18 protein-coding genes are annotated in these 16,815 nt (G+C 73.9%); 6 read left to right on the top strand and 12 right to left on the bottom strand.

Annotation, left to right across the window (positions count from 1 at the left end; all coding sequences use genetic code 11):
- Positions 1 to 163: 163 nt before the first annotated feature.
- The 6 genes from ACFW9D_RS19590 to bla form a co-directional block, all read right to left on the bottom strand.
- On the bottom strand, positions 164 to 1,534 hold the full coding sequence (locus tag ACFW9D_RS19590) for an NtaA/DmoA family FMN-dependent monooxygenase (protein ID WP_384623382.1): 1,371 nt from the start codon (positions 1,532 to 1,534) through the stop codon (positions 164 to 166).
- A 21-nt stretch (positions 1,535 to 1,555) separates the two neighbouring features.
- On the bottom strand, positions 1,556 to 2,764 hold the full coding sequence (locus ACFW9D_RS19585) for an LLM class flavin-dependent oxidoreductase (protein WP_384623380.1): 1,209 nt from the start codon (positions 2,762 to 2,764) through the stop codon (positions 1,556 to 1,558).
- A gap of 45 nt (positions 2,765 to 2,809) precedes the next feature.
- Positions 2,810 to 2,932, bottom strand: coding sequence for a putative leader peptide (locus tag ACFW9D_RS19580; protein ID WP_384623379.1), 123 nt, complete (start codon positions 2,930 to 2,932; stop codon positions 2,810 to 2,812).
- Between the two features lie 111 nt (positions 2,933 to 3,043).
- Positions 3,044 to 3,322, bottom strand: a complete 279-nt coding sequence (locus ACFW9D_RS19575) for a hypothetical protein (protein ID WP_188335594.1) — start codon at positions 3,320 to 3,322, stop codon at positions 3,044 to 3,046.
- Positions 3,319 to 4,038 carry an HNH endonuclease family protein gene (locus ACFW9D_RS19570; RefSeq protein ID WP_188335595.1) on the bottom strand — a complete coding sequence of 240 codons (720 nt, stop codon included), beginning with the start codon at positions 4,036 to 4,038 and terminating at the stop codon, positions 3,319 to 3,321. Before ACFW9D_RS19570 ends, ACFW9D_RS19575 begins: the two co-directional genes overlap by 4 nt.
- Positions 4,039 to 4,204: 166 nt before the next feature.
- Positions 4,205 to 5,170 (bottom strand): class A beta-lactamase, encoded by a 966-nt coding sequence (gene bla, locus ACFW9D_RS19565; protein WP_384623377.1) that lies wholly within the window; start codon positions 5,168 to 5,170, stop codon positions 4,205 to 4,207.
- A 134-nt stretch (positions 5,171 to 5,304) separates the two neighbouring features.
- On the opposite strand from bla, the gene ACFW9D_RS19560 reads away from it, so the two are divergent.
- The gene (locus ACFW9D_RS19560; protein WP_384623375.1) at positions 5,305 to 6,168 is read left to right on the top strand and encodes a LysR family transcriptional regulator; all 864 of its coding nucleotides are present in this window, start codon (positions 5,305 to 5,307) and stop codon (positions 6,166 to 6,168) included.
- On the top strand, positions 6,165 to 7,079 hold the full coding sequence (locus ACFW9D_RS19555; RefSeq protein WP_384623373.1) for a serine hydrolase: 915 nt from the start codon (positions 6,165 to 6,167) through the stop codon (positions 7,077 to 7,079). Before ACFW9D_RS19560 ends, ACFW9D_RS19555 begins: the two co-directional genes overlap by 4 nt.
- Positions 7,080 to 7,491: 412 nt before the next feature.
- Here the strand turns inward: ACFW9D_RS19555 and ACFW9D_RS19550 are convergent, their stop codons facing one another.
- The 3 genes from ACFW9D_RS19550 to ACFW9D_RS19540 form a co-directional block, all read right to left on the bottom strand.
- A complete protein-coding gene (locus ACFW9D_RS19550; RefSeq protein WP_384623371.1) occupies positions 7,492 to 8,163 on the bottom strand; it encodes a lysophospholipid acyltransferase family protein in 672 nt (223 codons plus the stop codon).
- Between the two features lie 174 nt (positions 8,164 to 8,337).
- The gene (locus tag ACFW9D_RS19545; RefSeq protein WP_188335600.1) at positions 8,338 to 8,745 is read right to left on the bottom strand and encodes a hypothetical protein; all 408 of its coding nucleotides are present in this window, start codon (positions 8,743 to 8,745) and stop codon (positions 8,338 to 8,340) included.
- Positions 8,746 to 8,895: 150 nt separating this feature from the next.
- Complete coding sequence (locus ACFW9D_RS19540; RefSeq protein WP_384623369.1) at positions 8,896 to 11,100, bottom strand: MMPL family transporter; 2,205 nt, start codon at positions 11,098 to 11,100, stop codon at positions 8,896 to 8,898.
- Positions 11,101 to 11,449: 349 nt separating this feature from the next.
- On the opposite strand from ACFW9D_RS19540, the gene ACFW9D_RS19535 reads away from it, so the two are divergent.
- On the top strand, positions 11,450 to 12,613 hold the full coding sequence (locus ACFW9D_RS19535; protein ID WP_384623368.1) for an alpha-hydroxy-acid oxidizing protein: 1,164 nt from the start codon (positions 11,450 to 11,452) through the stop codon (positions 12,611 to 12,613).
- Here ACFW9D_RS19535 and ACFW9D_RS19530 read toward each other — a convergent pair.
- Together ACFW9D_RS19530 and ACFW9D_RS19525 are read right to left on the bottom strand one after the other, a co-directional pair.
- Positions 12,594 to 13,112 (bottom strand): flavoprotein, encoded by a 519-nt coding sequence (locus ACFW9D_RS19530; RefSeq protein ID WP_384623366.1) that lies wholly within the window; start codon positions 13,110 to 13,112, stop codon positions 12,594 to 12,596. The two genes, ACFW9D_RS19535 and ACFW9D_RS19530, sit on opposite strands and share 20 nt — an antisense overlap.
- Positions 13,105 to 13,950 carry an N-formylglutamate amidohydrolase gene (locus ACFW9D_RS19525; protein WP_384623390.1) on the bottom strand — a complete coding sequence of 282 codons (846 nt, stop codon included), beginning with the start codon at positions 13,948 to 13,950 and terminating at the stop codon, positions 13,105 to 13,107. The genes ACFW9D_RS19530 and ACFW9D_RS19525 overlap by 8 nt, the downstream gene beginning before the upstream one ends.
- Positions 13,951 to 14,072: 122 nt before the next feature.
- On the opposite strand from ACFW9D_RS19525, the gene ACFW9D_RS19520 reads away from it, so the two are divergent.
- The gene (locus ACFW9D_RS19520) at positions 14,073 to 14,363 is read left to right on the top strand and encodes a tetratricopeptide repeat protein (protein WP_384623388.1); all 291 of its coding nucleotides are present in this window, start codon (positions 14,073 to 14,075) and stop codon (positions 14,361 to 14,363) included.
- A gap of 909 nt (positions 14,364 to 15,272) precedes the next feature.
- Positions 15,273 to 16,436: a methyltransferase gene (locus ACFW9D_RS19515; protein ID WP_384623387.1), complete on the top strand. Its 1,164-nt coding sequence runs from the start codon at positions 15,273 to 15,275 to the stop codon at positions 16,434 to 16,436.
- A gap of 22 nt (positions 16,437 to 16,458) precedes the next feature.
- Here ACFW9D_RS19515 and ACFW9D_RS19510 read toward each other — a convergent pair whose 3' ends face one another.
- Positions 16,459 to 16,617: a hypothetical protein gene (locus ACFW9D_RS19510; RefSeq protein ID WP_384623364.1), complete on the bottom strand. Its 159-nt coding sequence runs from the start codon at positions 16,615 to 16,617 to the stop codon at positions 16,459 to 16,461.
- A 9-nt stretch (positions 16,618 to 16,626) separates the two neighbouring features.
- Between ACFW9D_RS19510 and ACFW9D_RS19505 the strand changes: the two genes are divergently transcribed.
- Positions 16,627 to 16,812 carry a multicopper oxidase domain-containing protein gene (locus ACFW9D_RS19505; RefSeq protein ID WP_384623363.1) on the top strand — a complete coding sequence of 62 codons (186 nt, stop codon included), beginning with the start codon at positions 16,627 to 16,629 and terminating at the stop codon, positions 16,810 to 16,812.
- Positions 16,813 to 16,815 lie beyond the last annotated feature (3 nt).

Below are 16,815 nucleotides of genomic sequence, written 5' to 3'. Positions count from 1 at the left end.
GAGTCCTTCTTTGCGGCGTCGACGAAGCCGCAGGTGTTGACGACGGCGACATCGGCCGGGGGGGGGGGGGCGCGCCGCACCACACCCACCCCCGCCCCCACCCCACCCCCCGCCCCCCCCCGCCCCGGCTCTCTTTCGTCTCCGTGAGGGAGGAACGTACGGATCAGGCGGCCCGCGCGGCCCCGGACCCGTCGGGGTGCTCGAGCCCCAGGTGGTGGCGGAGCGTCGGTCCCTCGTACTCCGTGCGGAAGACACCCCGCTCCTGGAGCAGCGGCACGACCCGGTCCGCGAACGCGTCGAGTCCGCCGGGCGTCAGATGCGGGACGAGGATGAATCCGTCGGCGGCGTCGGCCTGAACGAGCGCGTCGATGCTCCGCGCGATCGTCTCCGGCGAGCCGACGAAGTTCTGCCGGTTGCCCGTGTCGATGACCAGGTCGCGGATCGACCAGCCGTGCGCGGCGGCCCGCTCGCGCCACTCGCGGGCGGTGGCGAGGGGGTCCCGGTACATCCGGACCTGGGCCCGGCCCTCGGCGATGTGCCCGTCGCCGACCAGCGGGTCGATGTCGGGCAGCGGTCCGTCCGGGTCGTACGCGGACAGGTCCCGGTTCCAGACGAACTCCAGGTGGCGCAGGGCGGTGGCACCGCTGACCTGCTGCCGGCGCACCTCGCGGGCCAGCTCCTCGGCCTCGGCGTCGGTGTCGCCGAGGGCGAAGGTCGCGGCGGGCAGGATCTTGAGCTGCTCGGGGCGGCGGCCGTACCGGGCGAGCCGGCGTTTGACGTCGGCGTAGAAGGCCTGCCCCTCCTCCAGGGTCGCGTACCGGCTGAAGATCGCGTCGGCGTCGGACGCGGCGAACTCGCGGCCCTCGTCGGAGTCCCCCGCCTGGAAGATCACCGGGCGGCCCTGGGGCGAGCGCGGGACGTTGAACCGGCCCTGGATGTCGAAGTGCCGGCCGGAGTGCACGAACGCGCCGGCCTTCGCGTCGCCCAGGAAGGTCCCGGTCGCCGGGTCGGCGAGGATCTCGTCGCCGCGCCAGGAGTCGAAGAGCTCGTGCGCGGTGGCGAGGAACTCGGCGGCGCGCGTGTACCGCTCCTCCTGCGGCAGGAAGCCGCCGCGCCGGAAGTTCTCGCCGGTGAAGGCGTCCCAGGAGGTGACGACGTTCCAGGCGGCGCGGCCCTCCGTCAGATGGTCGAGGCTCGCGAACTGGCGGGCCACCTCGTACGGCTCGTTGAAGGTGGAGTTGATCGTGCCGGTCAGTCCGAGGTGCTCGGTGACGGCGGCGAGCGCGGCCAGGACGGTGAAGGTGTCGGGGCGGCCGACGACGTCCAGGTCGTAGATCTCCCCCGCGTGCTCGCGCAGCCGGAGGCCCTCGGCGAGGAACAGGAAGTCGAACTTGGCGCGTTCGGCGGTGCGCGCGAAGTGCGTGAAGGAACCGAAGTCGATGTGGCTGCCGGCCCGCGGGTCGCTCCACACCGTGGTGTTGTTGACGCCGGGGAAGTGGGCGGCCAGATGGATCTGCTTCTGCGGCTTGCTCATGGCGTGCGGTCTCCGTCCGGCTCAGGCGGCGGTCGTGGCGTAGCGGTTGGCGGGGCGGGCGAGCCCGAGCAGACCGCGCAGGGTGTCGGCCTCGTAGGCGCGGCGGAAGGCGCCGCGGTGCTGGAGCTCGGGCACGAGGCCGCGGGTGAGCGCGGGCAGGTCGTGGCCGAGCACGGCGGGCCGCAGCCGGAACCCGGACAGGCCCGCGGCCTGCAACTCCTGGAGCAGGTCGGCGAGTTGGGCGGGCGTTCCCGTGAAGACGGGGGCGTCGCTCTCGTACGGGGATCCGGCGGCGGTGTCGAGCCGGGACAGCCGGTCGCGGGCCGCGCGCTCCGTCTCGTCCAGGAACACGACGACGTCGCCGAAGACGTGCAGCGGTTCGCCCGCGCGGCCGGCCGCCTCCTGCTCGGCGCGGATCTCGGCGACGATCGCCCGTGCCTGCCCGGGGTCGTGCGCCGTGACGTAGCCGATGTCGGCCTGCCGGGCGATGAGCCGGTACGGGACGGTCTGGTGGCCGAGAGCGGTGACGACGGGCTGGCCCTGGGGCGGGCGCGGGGTGATCGACGGGCCGCGCACGCTGAAGCGGCGGCCTTCGAAGTCGATGGGGTGCAGCCGGTCCCGGTCGATGAAGCGGCCGGTGGCGGCGTCCCTGATCTCGGCGCCGTCCTCCCAGCTGTCCCACAGTCGGCGCAGCACCTCGGTGTAGTCGGCGGCCTCGTCGAACAGGTCGGTGACGAGGTCCTGAGCGGCCGGGCTGTCGTAGGCGTCGATGGGCTCGATCGTGCGGCGGCCGAAGTGCGCGGCCTCGTGGGGGCGGGCGGTGATCTGCACGCGGACCCCGGCGCGCCCGGAGCTGACGTGGTCGAGGGTGGCGATGGCCTTGGACAGGTGGAACGGCTCGGTGTGCGTGACCACCGCCGTCGGCACGAGGCCGATGTGCCGGGTGAGCGGGGCGACTCGCGCGGCGGTCAGGACCGCGTCGAGGCGGCCGCGGACCTGGTCGGTGCGGTCGTCGGGCTCCAGGAAGTGGCTGGACTGGAGGCCGAGTCCGTCCTCGATGGTGACGAGGTCGAGCAGCCCGCGCTCGGCCTCGGTGACGAGGCCGGCCCAGTAGCGGGCGGTGAACAGTTCGCGGGGCCGGGCCGCGGGCTCGCGCCAGGACGCGGGGTGCCAGCCGGTGCCGTCGAGCGCGACGGCGAGGTGCAGCGGTGCGGAGGGTGCTGAGGACACGGGTGTGCCTTCCTGAGGTCCGGGTGTTCGGGTTCCGGGTGCGGCTCAGGAAGGACAGAGCGCGGCGGCCACGCGCTGGAGGTCGATGTACGGGCGGGTGTACAGCAGGAGGCGCCGGCCGGGATTGACCGTGAGGGGCGCGGGCGCGGTGCCGGCGTCGTGTCGCACGCGACTCCCCCTCCGCCCCGGACCGGCCTGCCCGTCATGTCTGACGTCGTGTCTGACTGCCATGTCTAACAGGAGTCGGGCGCGTGGTGCGTTGCGGCAGCGTGAAATCGTTCAGGCCTGCGCGGCGCCGCCGCTCTCCACCCGCTCGACGAGCCGCTCGTGCAGCGCCGCGAGCCCGTCCGGCGGTACGGGGACCGGGCTGCCGGTCAGCGTGTACCACTCGTCGGCGTCCGTGTACTGGATCTCGACGCGGGCCAGACCGTCCGCCACCGGGACCGTGGCCAGCGTGACGTCCCCGGTGATGACCCCGACCTCGTCGGTCATCGCGCCGCCGGGCCCCGCCTCGATCGCGCTGACCAGCCGGCCGTCGTCCGCGGCGCCGGCCGTCATGAGCAGGTGTCCAGCATCTCGGTGAGGGTGTTCTTCTCGGCCTCGGTAACGGTGAGCGCGTAGGTCGCCTTCACCGCGGTCCACGAGCGGGCGTACGCGCACCAGTAGGACTTGGCCGGCGGCTGCCACTCGTCGGGGCCCTGGTCGCCCTTGGAGCGGTTCGACGCGGCGGACACCGACAGGAGCTGCGGGTGCGTCAGGTCGTTGGCGAAGGTCCTGCGCTCCTCCTGCGTCCACTTCGAGGCGCCCGAACGCCAGGCGTTGGCGAGCGGCACGGTGTGGTCGATGTCGAGGCCGGAGGCGTCGGTGAAGGTCTTGTCGTCGTAGACGCTGACCCAGGTGCCGGACACGGCGCGGCACTCGGCGTCCTTCTCGACGTCCTTGCCGTCGCGGGCGAGCACGGTCTCCCGCGTGTTGCAGTCCTCGCCCTGCTCCGCCCAGTGCGGGAACTTGGACCGGCTGTAGCCCGACATCGAGCCGTGCGGGCCCACCTTCAGCGTCGTGAGCAGCTGCCGGGCGCGCTGGGCCGTCGGCATGCCCGGCAGGGTGCCGGTGGCCTCGGGCGCGCCCGCGGCGCCGCTCTCCTGCGGGGCGCTCGCCCCGGCCGCCGGGGTCGCCGCCCCGTCCGCGTCGTCCTGCTGCGCCGCGCAGCCGCCCACCGCGAGCACGGCCAGCAGGCTCAATCCGGCACTCCACCACCGCGTCTGACGCCCCATGACCCGCCCTCTTCACTTCCGCCGAACTCCGTACTCCGCGCACTCTAGGCGGAGAAACGTCTCGGCAGGGGCGTGTCGACGGCAGCTTCACGCACGGACGGGCGATGTTCACCACCGTTCCGTACGGGCCGAACGCGCGCGCGACGGCCCGTCGCGGAGGCGGAGGTCAGGCGCCCGGCACGAGGTGCTCGGCCACGACCCGGGCGGCGTCGGCGACCAGTTGGTTCTGCGACGGGCCCTCGGGGGCGTAGGTCGTGGACAGGACGGACAGGACGATCGGCGCGCGGCCGGGGGGCCGGACGACGCCCACGTCGTTGGCGACGCCGTAGTCCGAGCCGCCGCCCGTCTTGTCCGCGAGCACCCAGTCGGCGGGCAGGCCCGCGCGGAAGCGCGCCTTGTTGGTCGAGTTGGCGACGAGCCAGCCGGTGAGGAGGTCCCGGTCGTCCCGTGCGAGGGCCTTGCCGACGACGAGCCGCGCGTACGTGAGGCCGGCGGCGTGCGGGGTCGTGATGTCCGTGCGGCGCCAGGGTTCGGCGGAGTTGAGCTCGGGCTCCCAGCGGTCGAGGCGGGTGATGTCGTCGCCGATCGAGCGGCAGAAGCGGGTGACGGCGGTGGGGCCGCCGAGCTCGCGCAGCAGCACGTTGGCGGCGGCGTTGTCGCTCTCGCTGACGGCGGCGGCGCACAGTTCGGCGACGGTGAGGCCGCCCGCGACGTTCTCGGGCAGGCCGGTGACCGGCGCGTGGCCCGCCTTGTCGACGTCGTCCTGCGTATAGCGCAGGCGCCGGGCGAGATACGTGCCGTCGTGGTCGAGGTCGCGCAGTACGGCGGCCACCGCGATGCCCTTGAACACGGAGCACACGGGGAAGCGTTCGCCGGCGCGGTGGCGGACGGTGCGGCCGGTGCCGAGGTCGTGGGCGTAGACGCCGAGCCGGGCCGCGTACCGGCGCTCCAGGGCGCGCAGCCGGCCGGTGACGGCGGATCCGCGCGGCGTCGTCACCGTCGTCGTGACCGGGACGGTGGCCGAGGCGGCGCCGCTCGCGGTGAGGGTGGCGGTGAGGGTGGCGGCCAGGGCGGTGCCCGCGCCGAGGGCGAGGATCGCGCGGCGCGAGGGGGACGTGGCGGTGGGCTCCAAAGTCGGTCTCCTCAGGTGTCGTGCGGTACGGGGCCGGGCCCCTCGAGTCAACCCGGCGTCCGGGATCCATGTCGAATACGCTGTCACCCTCGAACCGATTCACAACTCATATCACCGCACGCCACAGGAGCAGAATGCTGACGGAACGGCATCTGGAGATCTTCGTCGCGCTCGCCGAGGAGGAGCATTTCGGCGCCGCCGCGCAGCGGGTGGGGATCACGCAGCCGCCCCTGTCGCAGGGGCTGCGGCGGCTGGAGGCGCTGCTCGGGGTGCGACTGTTCGACCGCGACAGGGGTGTCGCGCTGACCGACGAGGGCGCGCTGCTGCTGCCGCACGCCCGGCGGGCGCTCGCGGCGCTGGCGCGGCTGCGGGAGATCGGTGCCCGTGAGCAGGCCGACGGGCGGCGGCTGCGGCTCGGGTTCGCGCCCGAGGTGCCGGCCGCGCTCGCGGCGGCGGTGGCGGCGGCGCCCGGCCGCGGCGGGGAACGGCCCCGGCTCGCCGTGTCGACCGCGCCCACGACGACGCTCCTGTCCGACCTCTCGGCGGGCCGGCTCGATGTCGCGGTCGTCCGGCATCCCGCGGTGCTCGACGGTCTGGCGGCGGGTGAGGTGGTGCTGGTGCCGACCTGGGTGCTCTCCCCCTACGCGCCGCGCGGCGGGTCGGCGCCGCGGCTGCCCGTCGCGGTGCGGCCGCGCGAGGAGGCGCCGGCCGCGCACGACCTGTTCGTCGACACGCTGGCCAGCCGGGGCCGTGCGGTGGAGACGGTGGTGATCTCCGACGAGCGGGCGGGGCTCGCCCTCGTCGCCGCCGGGCAGGCCGTCCTGGTCACCGCCGACCGGACGCTCGCCGCGGCGGGCGTGGCGCGGCGTCCGGCCGACGATCCGGCGCTGCCGCTGCGGTTGCGGGTGGTCTGGGATCCGCGGGGTCCGGCCGCCGAGCAGACCGCCGCCACGGCGCGGCTCCTCGTGGACGCCCTCGCGCGGGAGGCGGCGCTGTGAGCGCGGGGCGCCGGCACGGCGAGGTGACGCGCGCGCTGCGGGAGTTGTTCGCGGACGCGGGGGTGAGGGGCTGGCTGCACGTGGCGGACCTGCGCCGGCCCGAGGCGGCCGTGACGCTCGACCCGGACGAGCGGCTGCCGATCGCCTCCGTCTACAAGGTGCCGCTGATGGTGGCGTTCTGCCGGCTCGCCGACGCGGGCACGCTCGATCCGGCGCAGCCGGTGACACTGGACCCGGCACGGCGGGTGGCAGGGCCCACCGGGCTCTCCCTCCTCCGCGACCCCGTGTCCATGTCCTTGCGCGACCTCGTGGTGATGATGATGACGGTGTCCGACAACACGGCGGCCGACGCGGTGCTCCGCGCGGTGGGCCCGGACGTCGTCGAAGAGACCTGCCGCGCCCTGGGACTGCCCGACACCCAGGTGCGGGGCGGTGTCACCAACACGTGGGCCCGGCTGGTGGAGGAGACGGGCACCGGTTCGCTGAGCGCGGCGATGCGGCGCCTGGCCAGCAACGACGCGACGGTCCCCGAGGACGTGTACGACCCGGCACGCAAGTCCTCCTCCACGCCCGCCGACATCGCGCGCCTGCTGCACGCCGTCTGGACGGACCGCGCGGCGTCGCCGGAACGCTGCGCGTTCATGCGCGAGGTGATGAGCCGCCAGGCCTGGCACCACCGCCTCGCCTCCGGATTCCCGTACGACGGCGTCCGCGTGGCCGGCAAGACCGGCACACTCGGCTCCCTGCGCCACGAGGCCGGCGTCGTGGAACTGCCGGACGGCGCCACCTACACGGCCGTGGTCTTCACACAGGCGGCCCGCGCGGACAGCGTGCTGCCCCGGGCGGACGCGGTGATCGGAGCGGCGGCCCGCCTGTCGGTGGAGGCGCTCCGCTCGATGGAGGGCGTCTGACGGGTACACGACGCGGGCCTGCTACGTGGCCGCCCGTCACGGGGGCCGCGCGGGCTTGCTACATGGCCGCCCGGCACGGGGGGCCGCGCGGGCTTGCCACATGGCCGCCCGGCACGGGGGGCGCCTGATGGTGCGGGCAGGGCACGGGGTGACGGTCGACCAGCAACTCGGTCTCGGGCGGGACCAATGGCCCCTGGGGCGCACGAAGTGTGCCTTCAGGGGCGCGGGGAACTGCGCGATCAGCCACGACGGCGCAGCACTCGGCGATGATCCTCAGCCCCTACGGCGGAGGCGCCATAGGGAAGGCCGAGGCCGGCTGGAACGCCCACGGACACTGGCGAGCACACCTGGTGCTGGAGTACGGCCCGAGGCGAAAGCCACTGGATCAGGCCCGCGCTCGGCACCGGGCGCGTTAGAAACCCCCACCCCGCCCCACCCGCCCCGGTTCGAGCCGTCCCACCGCCACCCGCCACGCCGCGATCACCGCCTCGCGGGCCCGTTCCGTGCGGGTGACCCGGTCACCGGTCAGGCGCAGCGCGGGGCCGGCGTGGACGTGGAGGGCGGGGCGGCGGAGCGGCGCCGTGGCGAGGCCCGCGAGTTGTTTGACGGTGCCGCCCGAGACGAGGCGCCGCGATCCGGCCTGGCCCAGGGGGACGACGGGCGCGCCGGTGCGTTCGGCGAGGCGCGACAGCCCGCTGCGGAACTCCCCCGGTTCGGCCTCCCCCGCGTCACGGCGCCGCGGCAGCCCGCCCTCGGCGTAGATGAGGACGGAGCGCCCGCTGTCGAGGGCCGCGGCGGCGAGGTCGAGCGAGCGGCCCGCGCGGGCGTCGGCGCGGTGCACCGGAATGTGGCCCTCGCGGGAGAGCGCGGCTCCGAGCACCGGTATCCGCCACAGCCCCGCGGCCGCCATGACGGCGGGCTCCGCGCCGAGCCGGTGCAGGGCGGCGAGGACGACGGCGGGGTCGGCGGTCGAGGTGTGGTTCGCGACGAAGATGCTGCCGGGGACGAACTCGGCGCCGTCGTCGGCGCTCACGGTCAACCGTCCGGCGGCGGGCACCAGGACGTCGGCGAGGCGGCTGAGCATGCGGTCTCCACAAGTCATGGCCCGCACCGGCACCGGACTGCGAAGCGCTCGGGCGGCGGGACCATCGGGCTGGTCGACCCCATCGTCCGGCGCCCGGACCGTCCGCGGCCTGAGCCCCCGTACTCAACCCGCCTACTCACCCCGGCATCCGTCCACCGGGCGCATTCGACCGGGTCACATGCGCCGGACCACCACCATCGCGACGAGCAGCACGGTCGCCCCCGCGCTCATCCCGTGCGCGACGACCGCGGCGAGCGGAAAGTGCCGCTCGGCCGTGCCCGCCTGGGAGTGCCGCCCGGAACTGGGCAGCCAGCGCAGCAGCATCGTGAAGCCGAGCGCGGCGACGACCAGGACGACGGCGCAGGCGGCCCAGGCCGAGCTGCGCGCGTCGCCTATCAGGAACACCCCCCACGCGGCGAGCCCGCCGACGGCGAGCACCACGTGCCCGAGCACGAGCCAGAGCGGCAGCCGGGTCACCCCCGGCGTGCGCTGGCGCAACCCCCCGTTGCGCACCCACACGGTGGCGAGATAGCTCCCGAGCGCCGCCGTCACCAGCCACGCGCACAGCACGAAGACCCGCATTCGCTCCCCCTGTTCTCCCCGGTCGCCCCGATACCGTCCCGAGCGCTCTCGGTCCAGCACAGCGCAGTCCAGGGGGAGCTGACGGACATCCATTCACCAATTCACTCGTTGGCGTGAATGTGCGGGTATCCGTCGCGTGTCAGCCGCGTGTCAGCCGCGCACGGGTTCGAACTCCCGCTCCTCCGGGGCGGGTTCGGCCGCGGCCAGGTCCCGGTGCAGCTTCTCGCCCTCGACGTCGACGTTCGGCAGCAGCCGGTCGAGCCACTTGGGGAGCCACCACGCGGACCGGCCGAGCAGCGCCATGACCGCGGGCACGATCGCCATGCGGACCACGAACGCGTCGAACAGGACGGCCACGGCCAGGCCGAAGCCCATCATCTTGATCATGTCGTCGTTCTCCAGGATGAAGCCGGAGAAGACGCTGATCATGATGATCGCGGCGGCGCCGACGACCCGCCCGCCGTGCCGGAAGCCGGTCACGACCGCCTGTCCGGGCCGCGCCCCGTGGACGTACGCCTCCCGCATCCGGGTCACGAGGAACACCTCGTAGTCCATGGCGAGGCCGAAGACCACGCCGATCATGAAGATCGGCATCATCGACATGATCGGGCCGGGCTGGTCGACGCCCACGATGTCCGCGAGCCAGCCCCACTGGAAGACCGCGACGACCGCGCCGAGCGCCGCCGCCACCGAGAGCAGGAAGCCGAGCGCCGCCTTCAGCGGGACGAGCACGGACCGGAACACGAGCATCAGCAGGACGAACGCCAGGCCGACGACGAGCAGCAGGTACGGGACGAGGGCGTCGTCGAGGGTCTGCGAGAAGTCGATCGTCATGGCGGTCTGGCCGGTGACGAGCACCTCGGAGGAGGTCTCGGCCGACCAGTCCCCGGCGTCCGCGCGGATGGTCCGCACGAGTTCCTCGGTGGCGTGGTCGCTGGGGCCCGTGGTCGGGACGACGGTGAGGATGGCGGTGTCGCCCGCCTCGTTGACCTGGGCCGGGGTGACGGCGGCGACGCCCTCGACCTTGCCGAGCGAGGTGCTGACGGTCTTCGCCGCGGCGGCCGCGTCGTTGCCGTCGACGGTCACCATCAGCGGGCCGTTGAAGCCGGCGCCGAAGGACTCGGACAGCATGTCGTACGCCTTGCGCTGGGTGCTGTCCGGCGCCGAGGAGCCCTCGTCGGGCAGTCCGAGTTCGAGGCTCGCGGCCGGGACGGCGACCGCTCCGAGGCCGAGGACGGCGACGAGGAGCACGGCGAGCGGGCGGCGCAGCACGAACCGGGACCAGCGAGTGCCGAGGTTGGGCCTGCCCTCGCCCGGGGCCTGCGCGGGAGCCTTGCGGTCCTTGCGGCGCAGCACCTTGCGGCCGGCGAAGCCGAGCAGCGCCGGGATCATCGTGAGGGCGATGAGGACGGCGATCGCGACGGTGGCGGCCGCGGCCAGGCCCATCTTGGTGAGGATCGGGATGTTGACGACGGCGAGGCCCGCGAGGGCGACGATGACGGTGAGTCCGGCGAACACGACGGCGGAGCCGGCCGTGCCGACGGCGCGGCCCGCGGCCTCCTCGCCCTTGCGGCCCTCGGCGAGCTCGGCTCGGTAGCGGGAGACGATGAACAGGGCGTAGTCGATGCCGACCGCGAGGCCGATCATCATCGCGAGCGTGGACGTCGTTCCGGAGAGGTTGAGGACGCTGCCGAGCGCGGCGATGCCGGAGACGCCGATGCCGACCCCGATGATCGCGGTGAGCAGCGGCATGCCCGCGGCGACGAGCGAGCCGAACGTGATCAGGAGGACGACGGCGGAGACGGCGATGCCGATCATCTCGGCGCTGCCGCCCATCTCCTGCTCGGCCTGCACCGCGTCACCGCCGGACTCGACCGTGAAGCCGTCGGCGCGGGCCTCGTCGGTGGCCTTGGTCAGGGCGTCGTGCGCGGCGTCGGTCAGCTCGGTCCCGGGGACCTTGTAGGACACGGACGCGTACGCGGTCGTGCCGTCCTTGCTGACGGCGTTCGCCTTGAAGGGGTCGGCGACGGAGGCGACCTGCGGGCCGGCGCCGAGCGCCTTGACCAGCTGCTCGACCTCGGTCTTCTGCGCGGGGTCGGTGAGCTTCTCGCCCTGCGGGGCGCGGATCACGACGCGGGCCGTCGCACCCTCGGCGCTCGCGGCGGGGAACTTCTGCTCGAGGAGGTCGAAGGCCTTCTGCGACTCGGTCCCCGGCATGGAGAAGGTGTCGGCGGGCGGGGCGGGCGCGGCCGACGAGGCGAAGCCGATCCCGCCGAGCAGCAGCACCCACAGGAGGGCGACGTAACGGCGGCGTCGGAAGGACAGCCGTCCTAGTTTGTACAGGAAGGTAGCCACGGCGAAAGGGACTCCCGTCGGGGATGGAAGAGGCAGGATCGACCGTCCGACGGTGCGTCGTCGCACGTCAGAGTGGTCGGCAGGATCGTGTTTCCATCGTCACCGCTGCCGGGGACCGATCCGTCAGCCTGCAGGTCGGAGTCCGAGCCCGCGCTCGGCGTAGACACCGGTGGGGTGTGTCATCCCAGGGGAGGAGTCGTGGTGGATACGTGTAGACCCCCCGAATCAGTCACGCACCCCTCGGCTGCTCCCGTGGGTGCAGTCCCCTTGGCCGGGACCGGGTCGTCCTGGCAGATTGGGCCCGCGGCGTCCGTACTCGGATCCGGCGTCAACTTCAGAAAGGTGGACGATGAGCCCGCAGTTCGGTGACTACCAGTTCGAGATCTATCTGAACGGGCTGAGCGGCGTGACCCCCACGCTGCCGATGGACTGGGTCTCCTTGGAGCAGCGGGCACAGGCCGCGATGCCCGCCTCGATCTGGTCGTACGTGGCCGGTGGCGCCGGCGACGAGCGCACCCAGCGGGCCAACGCGCGGGCCTTCGAGCGATACGGGCTGATGCCGCGCATGATGGTGGGCGCCGCACAGCGCGATCTCTCGGTCGACCTGTTCGGGCTGCGTCTGGCCTCCCCCCTGTTCATGGCTCCGGTCGGCGTGATCGGCCTGTGCGCCCAGGACGGGCACGGCGATCTGGCGACGGCGCGGGCGGCGGCGCGCACCGGGGTGCCGATGGTGGCGTCCACCCTGTCGGTCGACCCCATGGAGGACGTGGCGGCGGAGTTCGGCGACACCCCGGGCTTCTTCCAGCTCTACACGCCCACCGACCGGGAGCTCGCCGAGAGCCTCGTGAAGCGGGCCGAGGCCGCCGGGTTCAAGGGCATCGTCGTCACCCTCGACACCTGGGTCACCGGCTGGCGCCCCCGGGACCTGTCGACCTCCAACTTCCCGCAGCTGCGCGGCCATTGCCTGGCCAACTACACCTCCGACCGGCGCTTCAGGGAGTTGCAGCCGTCCACCGACCCGCAGGACGTCGTCGGCACCTGGGCCGGTGTCTTCGGCAACCCGCTCACCTGGGACGACCTGCCCTGGCTGCGCTCCCTCACCGAGCTGCCGCTGATCCTCAAGGGCCTGTGTCACCCCGAGGACGTACGCCGGGCCATGGACGGCGGCGTCGACGGCATCTACTGCTCCAACCACGGCGGCCGCCAGGCCAACGGCGGGCTGCCCGCGCTCGACGCGCTGCCCGGAGTCGTCGAGGCGGCCGACGGGCTGCCGGTGCTCTTCGACTCCGGGGTGCGCTCGGGCGCCGACGTGGTCAAGGCGCTGGCGCTGGGCGCGACCGCGGTGGGCGTCGGACGTCCGTACGCGTACGGGCTGGCCGTCGGCGGTGAGGACGGGCTCGTGCACGTCCTGCGGTCGCTGCTCGCGGAGGCCGATCTGACGATGGCCGTGGACGGCTATCCGACGCTCGCCGATCTGACCCCGGAGTCCCTCGTCACCGTTCCACGCGTCTGACCGGGAGCCGCGCGAGGGCGGCGCGGGCCGCGTCCCAGCCGAAGTCGCCCTCGACGAACCGGACGCCCATGTCGCGCAGCCGCCGTACGCTCGCCTCGTACGCGGGGTGCTTCGCCAGCGGGCCGTTCACGCTGGGCAGGGCGAGGACGGGGACGCCCGCGCCGTACGCCTCGCAGAGTGTCGCCACGGCGAGGGTGTCCGCGATGCCGCCCGCCCACTTGTTGACGGTGTTGAAGGTCGCGGGGACGACGACCATCGCGTCGGCGGGCGGGAAGGGACGCGGGTCCGCCGGGGTGCGCCACTGCGAGCGGACCGGGCGGCCGGTGCGGGTCACGACGTCGTCCACGTCGAAGAACTCGCTGCCGAGCGCGGTGGGTGTCGCGATGACGCCGACCTCCCAGCCGAGGTCCTGCGCGGCGCCGATCAGTCCCCCGACCCCGTCGGCGGCCCCGGCCGCGCACACGATCACATAGAGGAAGGGCGCGGTCGTCTCAGCCACGGCCCGCCACCTCCGTGAACTCCGTCGCGGCCGCGACGAAGACGGCGAGCGCGGCGGCGGCCCGGTCCAGCCCGTCGTGCGGGGTGACCGGCTCGTCGAGATACGTGTCCCGGCGCAGTTCCAGCATCAGGGCGCTCACTCTCGGGTCGGTCCGGTAGTGGCGCAGGGGGACGTAGACGCCGGCGAACGGGGTGTCGAGCGCGCTCTCGCCCAGCGGGGCGAAGGCCTTGCGGGCCAGGTCGGTCAGGGCGGCGGGCGTGTGGAAGGGGTCCGTGCCGAGGCAGACGGGCGGGCGCGGGCCCGTGCCGTGGAGCTCGTAGGGCAGGGCGCGGCTCGGGTAGGAGTGCACGTCGACGATCACGGCGCGGCCGGTCGCGGCCAGCCGGTCCTCCACGGCGCGGGTCATCGCCTCCGCGTAGGGGGTGAAGTACGTGTCCAGGAGCGCGGCCTCGTCGGCGGGCGGCTCGGGGCGCAGCGGGGCGCGGTGCGTCGTGCGGGTGTAGACGGCGCCCATGCCGACGGCTCGCATCTCCTCGCGCGCGTCGGGGAAGCGTTCGGGGTCGACGACCAGCCGCGAGCGTTCGTTCACGAACACCCACGGGGCCGGGGCCGAGGGCGGCGTCGCGGCCGCCGCCCGCTCGGCGAGGGTCGCCGTGTGCGCGTCGGTGATGAGGTCCAACTCCCGCTCCAGCGCCGCGTCGTCGAGCAGCAGGCCCGCCCTGGCCTGGGGCGGGACGGTGCGAGAGCCGTGCGGGACGTGCAGGACGACCGGCGACTGCGGGCTGCCGGGGACCAGCCGGAACGCGGGCCCGCGGTCGTCGGGTGCTGAGGTGTCCATGATTGCCATGCCGGGGAATATGCCCGGCCGGGGCCTGGTTGAGGCGGTCAGGCAAGGAGGAAACAGTGGAGCAGAAGTACTACGAGCACGGATCGGCCGCCGAGCGGTGGGAGCGTGCGCAGATGTTCTTCGACGCGAAGGAGTACACGACCGCGGCGAAGATCCTCGACGGGCTCGTCGAGGAGGTCCCGGAGCAGACCGGACCGCGCCTCCTGCTGGCCCGTTCCTACTACCACTCGGCCCAGCTGCGCCGCGCCGAGACGGAGCTGCGCACGATCGTCGAGCGTGACCCGGTCGAGCACTACGCCCGCCTGATGCTGGGCCGCACGCTCGAGCGCCAGGGTCGCGACGCCGAGGCGGCCCCCCACCTCAAGATGGCGTCGGCCCTCGCGGGCGACTTCCCGGAGTCCTGACCCGACGCCTCACCGGCGGGGACGCGAACACCATGCATGCCCCCTGGACCGCACGAAGTGCGTCCAGGGGGCATGCGGCTATGTAGCCGAGTCCACATCAGCGACTCCGTCGCGGGGCGCGCCCGACGGCCCGACGCGGGGCAGGCCACCGCCCTGGGGGGGGCGCACGGAGTGTGCCCTTCAGGGGCGCGGGGAACTGCGCGACCAGCCACGACGGCGCTGTACTCGGGGACGATGCTCAGCCCCTACGGCGGTGACGCCGTAGCCGGGGCCGACCGATTCGCGCACCCGGCACCGGGGTGCCGCCTTGCCCACCCGTGCCGCCCCAGGCGGCAGACTGCCCAAGGCTGGGTCGAGCCGACCGGGTACGTACCCGGGGCTTGGGCGCAGGCCCAAGGCGGGCCGACCGGATCGCAAGTCCGGGGGCGGAGTACCACCCAAGGCCAGGCGCCGGGCCGACGCGCCCCCGGAGGCGGCGGGTGGGTGGGAGCAGGGCGAGGGCAGATCGCAAGAGGGACCGGCGCCGAGGAGAGCCAGCCCCGCCGGAGACAAACGGCGGCCCCCACCAGAGGCGCGGAGAACAGAGCAACCAGCTCCCCTGGCGGAGCCGAAGCACCGCCCCGAAGGGCCGCGGCCAGGGACGCGGGCAACTGCGCGACAAGCCACGACGATGGCGAACCGGCCCACGTCGCCCGGCCCACGGCGGAGCCCAAGCAGCACCGGCCCGAACAGCCGCCACCAGGGGCGCGGGGAACTGCGCGACCAGCCACGACGATGGCGAGCCGGACCACGGCGACCCACCCCCGGCGGAGCCGAAGCGCACCGGCCCGATCAGCCACGGCCCCCCGAGCGGAGCGCCTCCGTTAGCCTTGCCGAACGATGAACCGCACTGATCAGCCCACCCCCGCACTGCCCACCCCCTGGGGCGACCTGCACCTCACGCGCTACCCCGCGGACCCCCGCGACCGCCTCCGCGCCTGGGACGCCGCCGACGCCTACCTGCTCCGGCACCTCGCCGCCGCCGGCACCGACCTGTCGGGCTCCGTCGTCGTGCTCGGCGACCGCTGGGGCGCCCTCGGCACGGCCCTGACCGGCGCCCCCGGCTGCGCTCCGGCACTGATCACGGACTCGTACCTGGGCGAGCGCGCCGCGCAGGAGAACCTGCACCGCCACTCCCGCACCGCCGCCCGTCTCCTCACGACCCAGGACACCCCGCCGCAGCGGATCGACGTGCTGCTCGTCCGCGTGCCCAAGAGCCTGGCCCTCCTGGAGGACCAGCTGCACCGGCTGCGCCCGGCGCTGCACGCGGGCACCGTCGTGGTGGGCACCGGCATGGTCAAGGAGATCCACACCTCGACCCTCCAGCTGTTCGAGCGGATCATCGGCCCGACCCGCACCTCGCTCGCCGAGCAGAAGGCGCGGCTGATCTTCACGACGCCGGACCTCTCCTCGGAGCCGGGCGCGAACCCGTGGCCGTACCGCTACGAACTCCCGGGCGACATCGGGGTCCTCGCGGGCCGCACGGTGGAGAACCACGCCGGGGTGTTCTGCGCCGACCGCCTCGACATCGGCACCCGGTTCTTCCTGAAGCACCTTCCGGAGGGCACGGCCGCCCGCCGCATCGTGGACCTGGGCTGCGGCAACGGCGTGGTCGGTACGGCGGCGGCGCTGACGCACCCCGACGCGGAGGTGCTGTTCACGGACGAGTCGCACCAGGCGCGCGCCTCGGCGGAGGCGACGTACGCGCTGAATGCCAAGGACCGTCCGGGGGCGGCCGAGTTCCGGGTGGGCGACGGGCTCGCCGGTGTGCCCGAGGGCAGCGTGGACCTCGTCCTGAACAATCCGCCGTTCCATTCGCACCAGGCGACGACCGACGCGACGGCGCTGCGCATGTTCGCGCAAGCCCGCGACGCGCTCGCCCCCGGTGGCGAGCTGTGGGTGGTCGGCAACCGCCACCTCGGCTACCACGTGAGGCTGCGCCGCCTGTTCGGCGCCAGTGAACTCGTGGCGAGCGACCCGAAGTTCGTGGTTCTGAAGGCGACGAAGCGCGCCCCGCGCGCGCGTCGCGGCTGATCCCCCGCGGCCGGGCGCGGGCTCAGTCCGCCGGCTCGTCGGCGGGCGCGTAGGCGAAACGCACGACCATGGAGTGGAACAACTCCCGCTCCTCGGGCGTGAAGCACGTGGTCAGCCGCTCTTCCGTGCGGCTGACCGCCGCCGCGACCTGGTCGTACATCGCCCGGCCCGCGTCCGTCACGACGATGGCGTGGGCCCTGCGGTCCGTCCCGGAAGGTTCGACGCGGGCTGGAAGGACACCGTCGACGTGCTGCCCGCCCAGGGCGTGGAAGTGGCGGTCCGCTTCACCGACTACGCGGGCCGGTTCCTGCTGCACTGCCACAACCTCGAACACGAGGACATGGCGATGATGGCGGAGTTCGTCACCGAGCGGTGACGG

This window comes from Streptomyces sp. NPDC059524 (assembly GCF_042749255.1).
Taxonomy (GTDB): domain Bacteria; phylum Actinomycetota; class Actinomycetes; order Streptomycetales; family Streptomycetaceae; genus Streptomyces; species Streptomyces xanthii.
This window is presented reverse-complemented; position numbering and strand designations above follow the sequence as displayed.

What these genes read in the sequence shown, in the direction of transcription:
- ACFW9D_RS19535 (WP_384623368.1), top strand. Translation starts at nt 11,450, where the DNA reads ATGAGCCCGCAGTTCGGTGACTACCAGTTCGAGATCTATCTGAACGGG.
- ACFW9D_RS19590 (WP_384623382.1), bottom strand. Translation starts at nt 1,534, where the DNA reads ATGAGCAAGCCGCAGAAGCAGATCCATCTGGCCGCCCACTTCCCCGGC.
- ACFW9D_RS19550 (WP_384623371.1), bottom strand. Translation starts at nt 8,163, where the DNA reads ATGCTCAGCCGCCTCGCCGACGTCCTGGTGCCCGCCGCCGGACGGTTG.
- ACFW9D_RS19520 (WP_384623388.1), top strand. Translation starts at nt 14,073, where the DNA reads ATGTTCTTCGACGCGAAGGAGTACACGACCGCGGCGAAGATCCTCGAC.
- ACFW9D_RS19525 (WP_384623390.1), bottom strand. Translation starts at nt 13,950, where the DNA reads ATGGACACCTCAGCACCCGACGACCGCGGGCCCGCGTTCCGGCTGGTC.
- ACFW9D_RS19575 (WP_188335594.1), bottom strand. Translation starts at nt 3,322, where the DNA reads ATGACGGCCGGCGCCGCGGACGACGGCCGGCTGGTCAGCGCGATCGAG.
- ACFW9D_RS19560 (WP_384623375.1), top strand. Translation starts at nt 5,305, where the DNA reads ATGCTGACGGAACGGCATCTGGAGATCTTCGTCGCGCTCGCCGAGGAG.
- ACFW9D_RS19545 (WP_188335600.1), bottom strand. Translation starts at nt 8,745, where the DNA reads ATGCGGGTCTTCGTGCTGTGCGCGTGGCTGGTGACGGCGGCGCTCGGG.
- ACFW9D_RS19570 (WP_188335595.1), bottom strand. Translation starts at nt 4,038, where the DNA reads ATGGGGCGTCAGACGCGGTGGTGGAGTGCCGGATTGAGCCTGCTGGCC.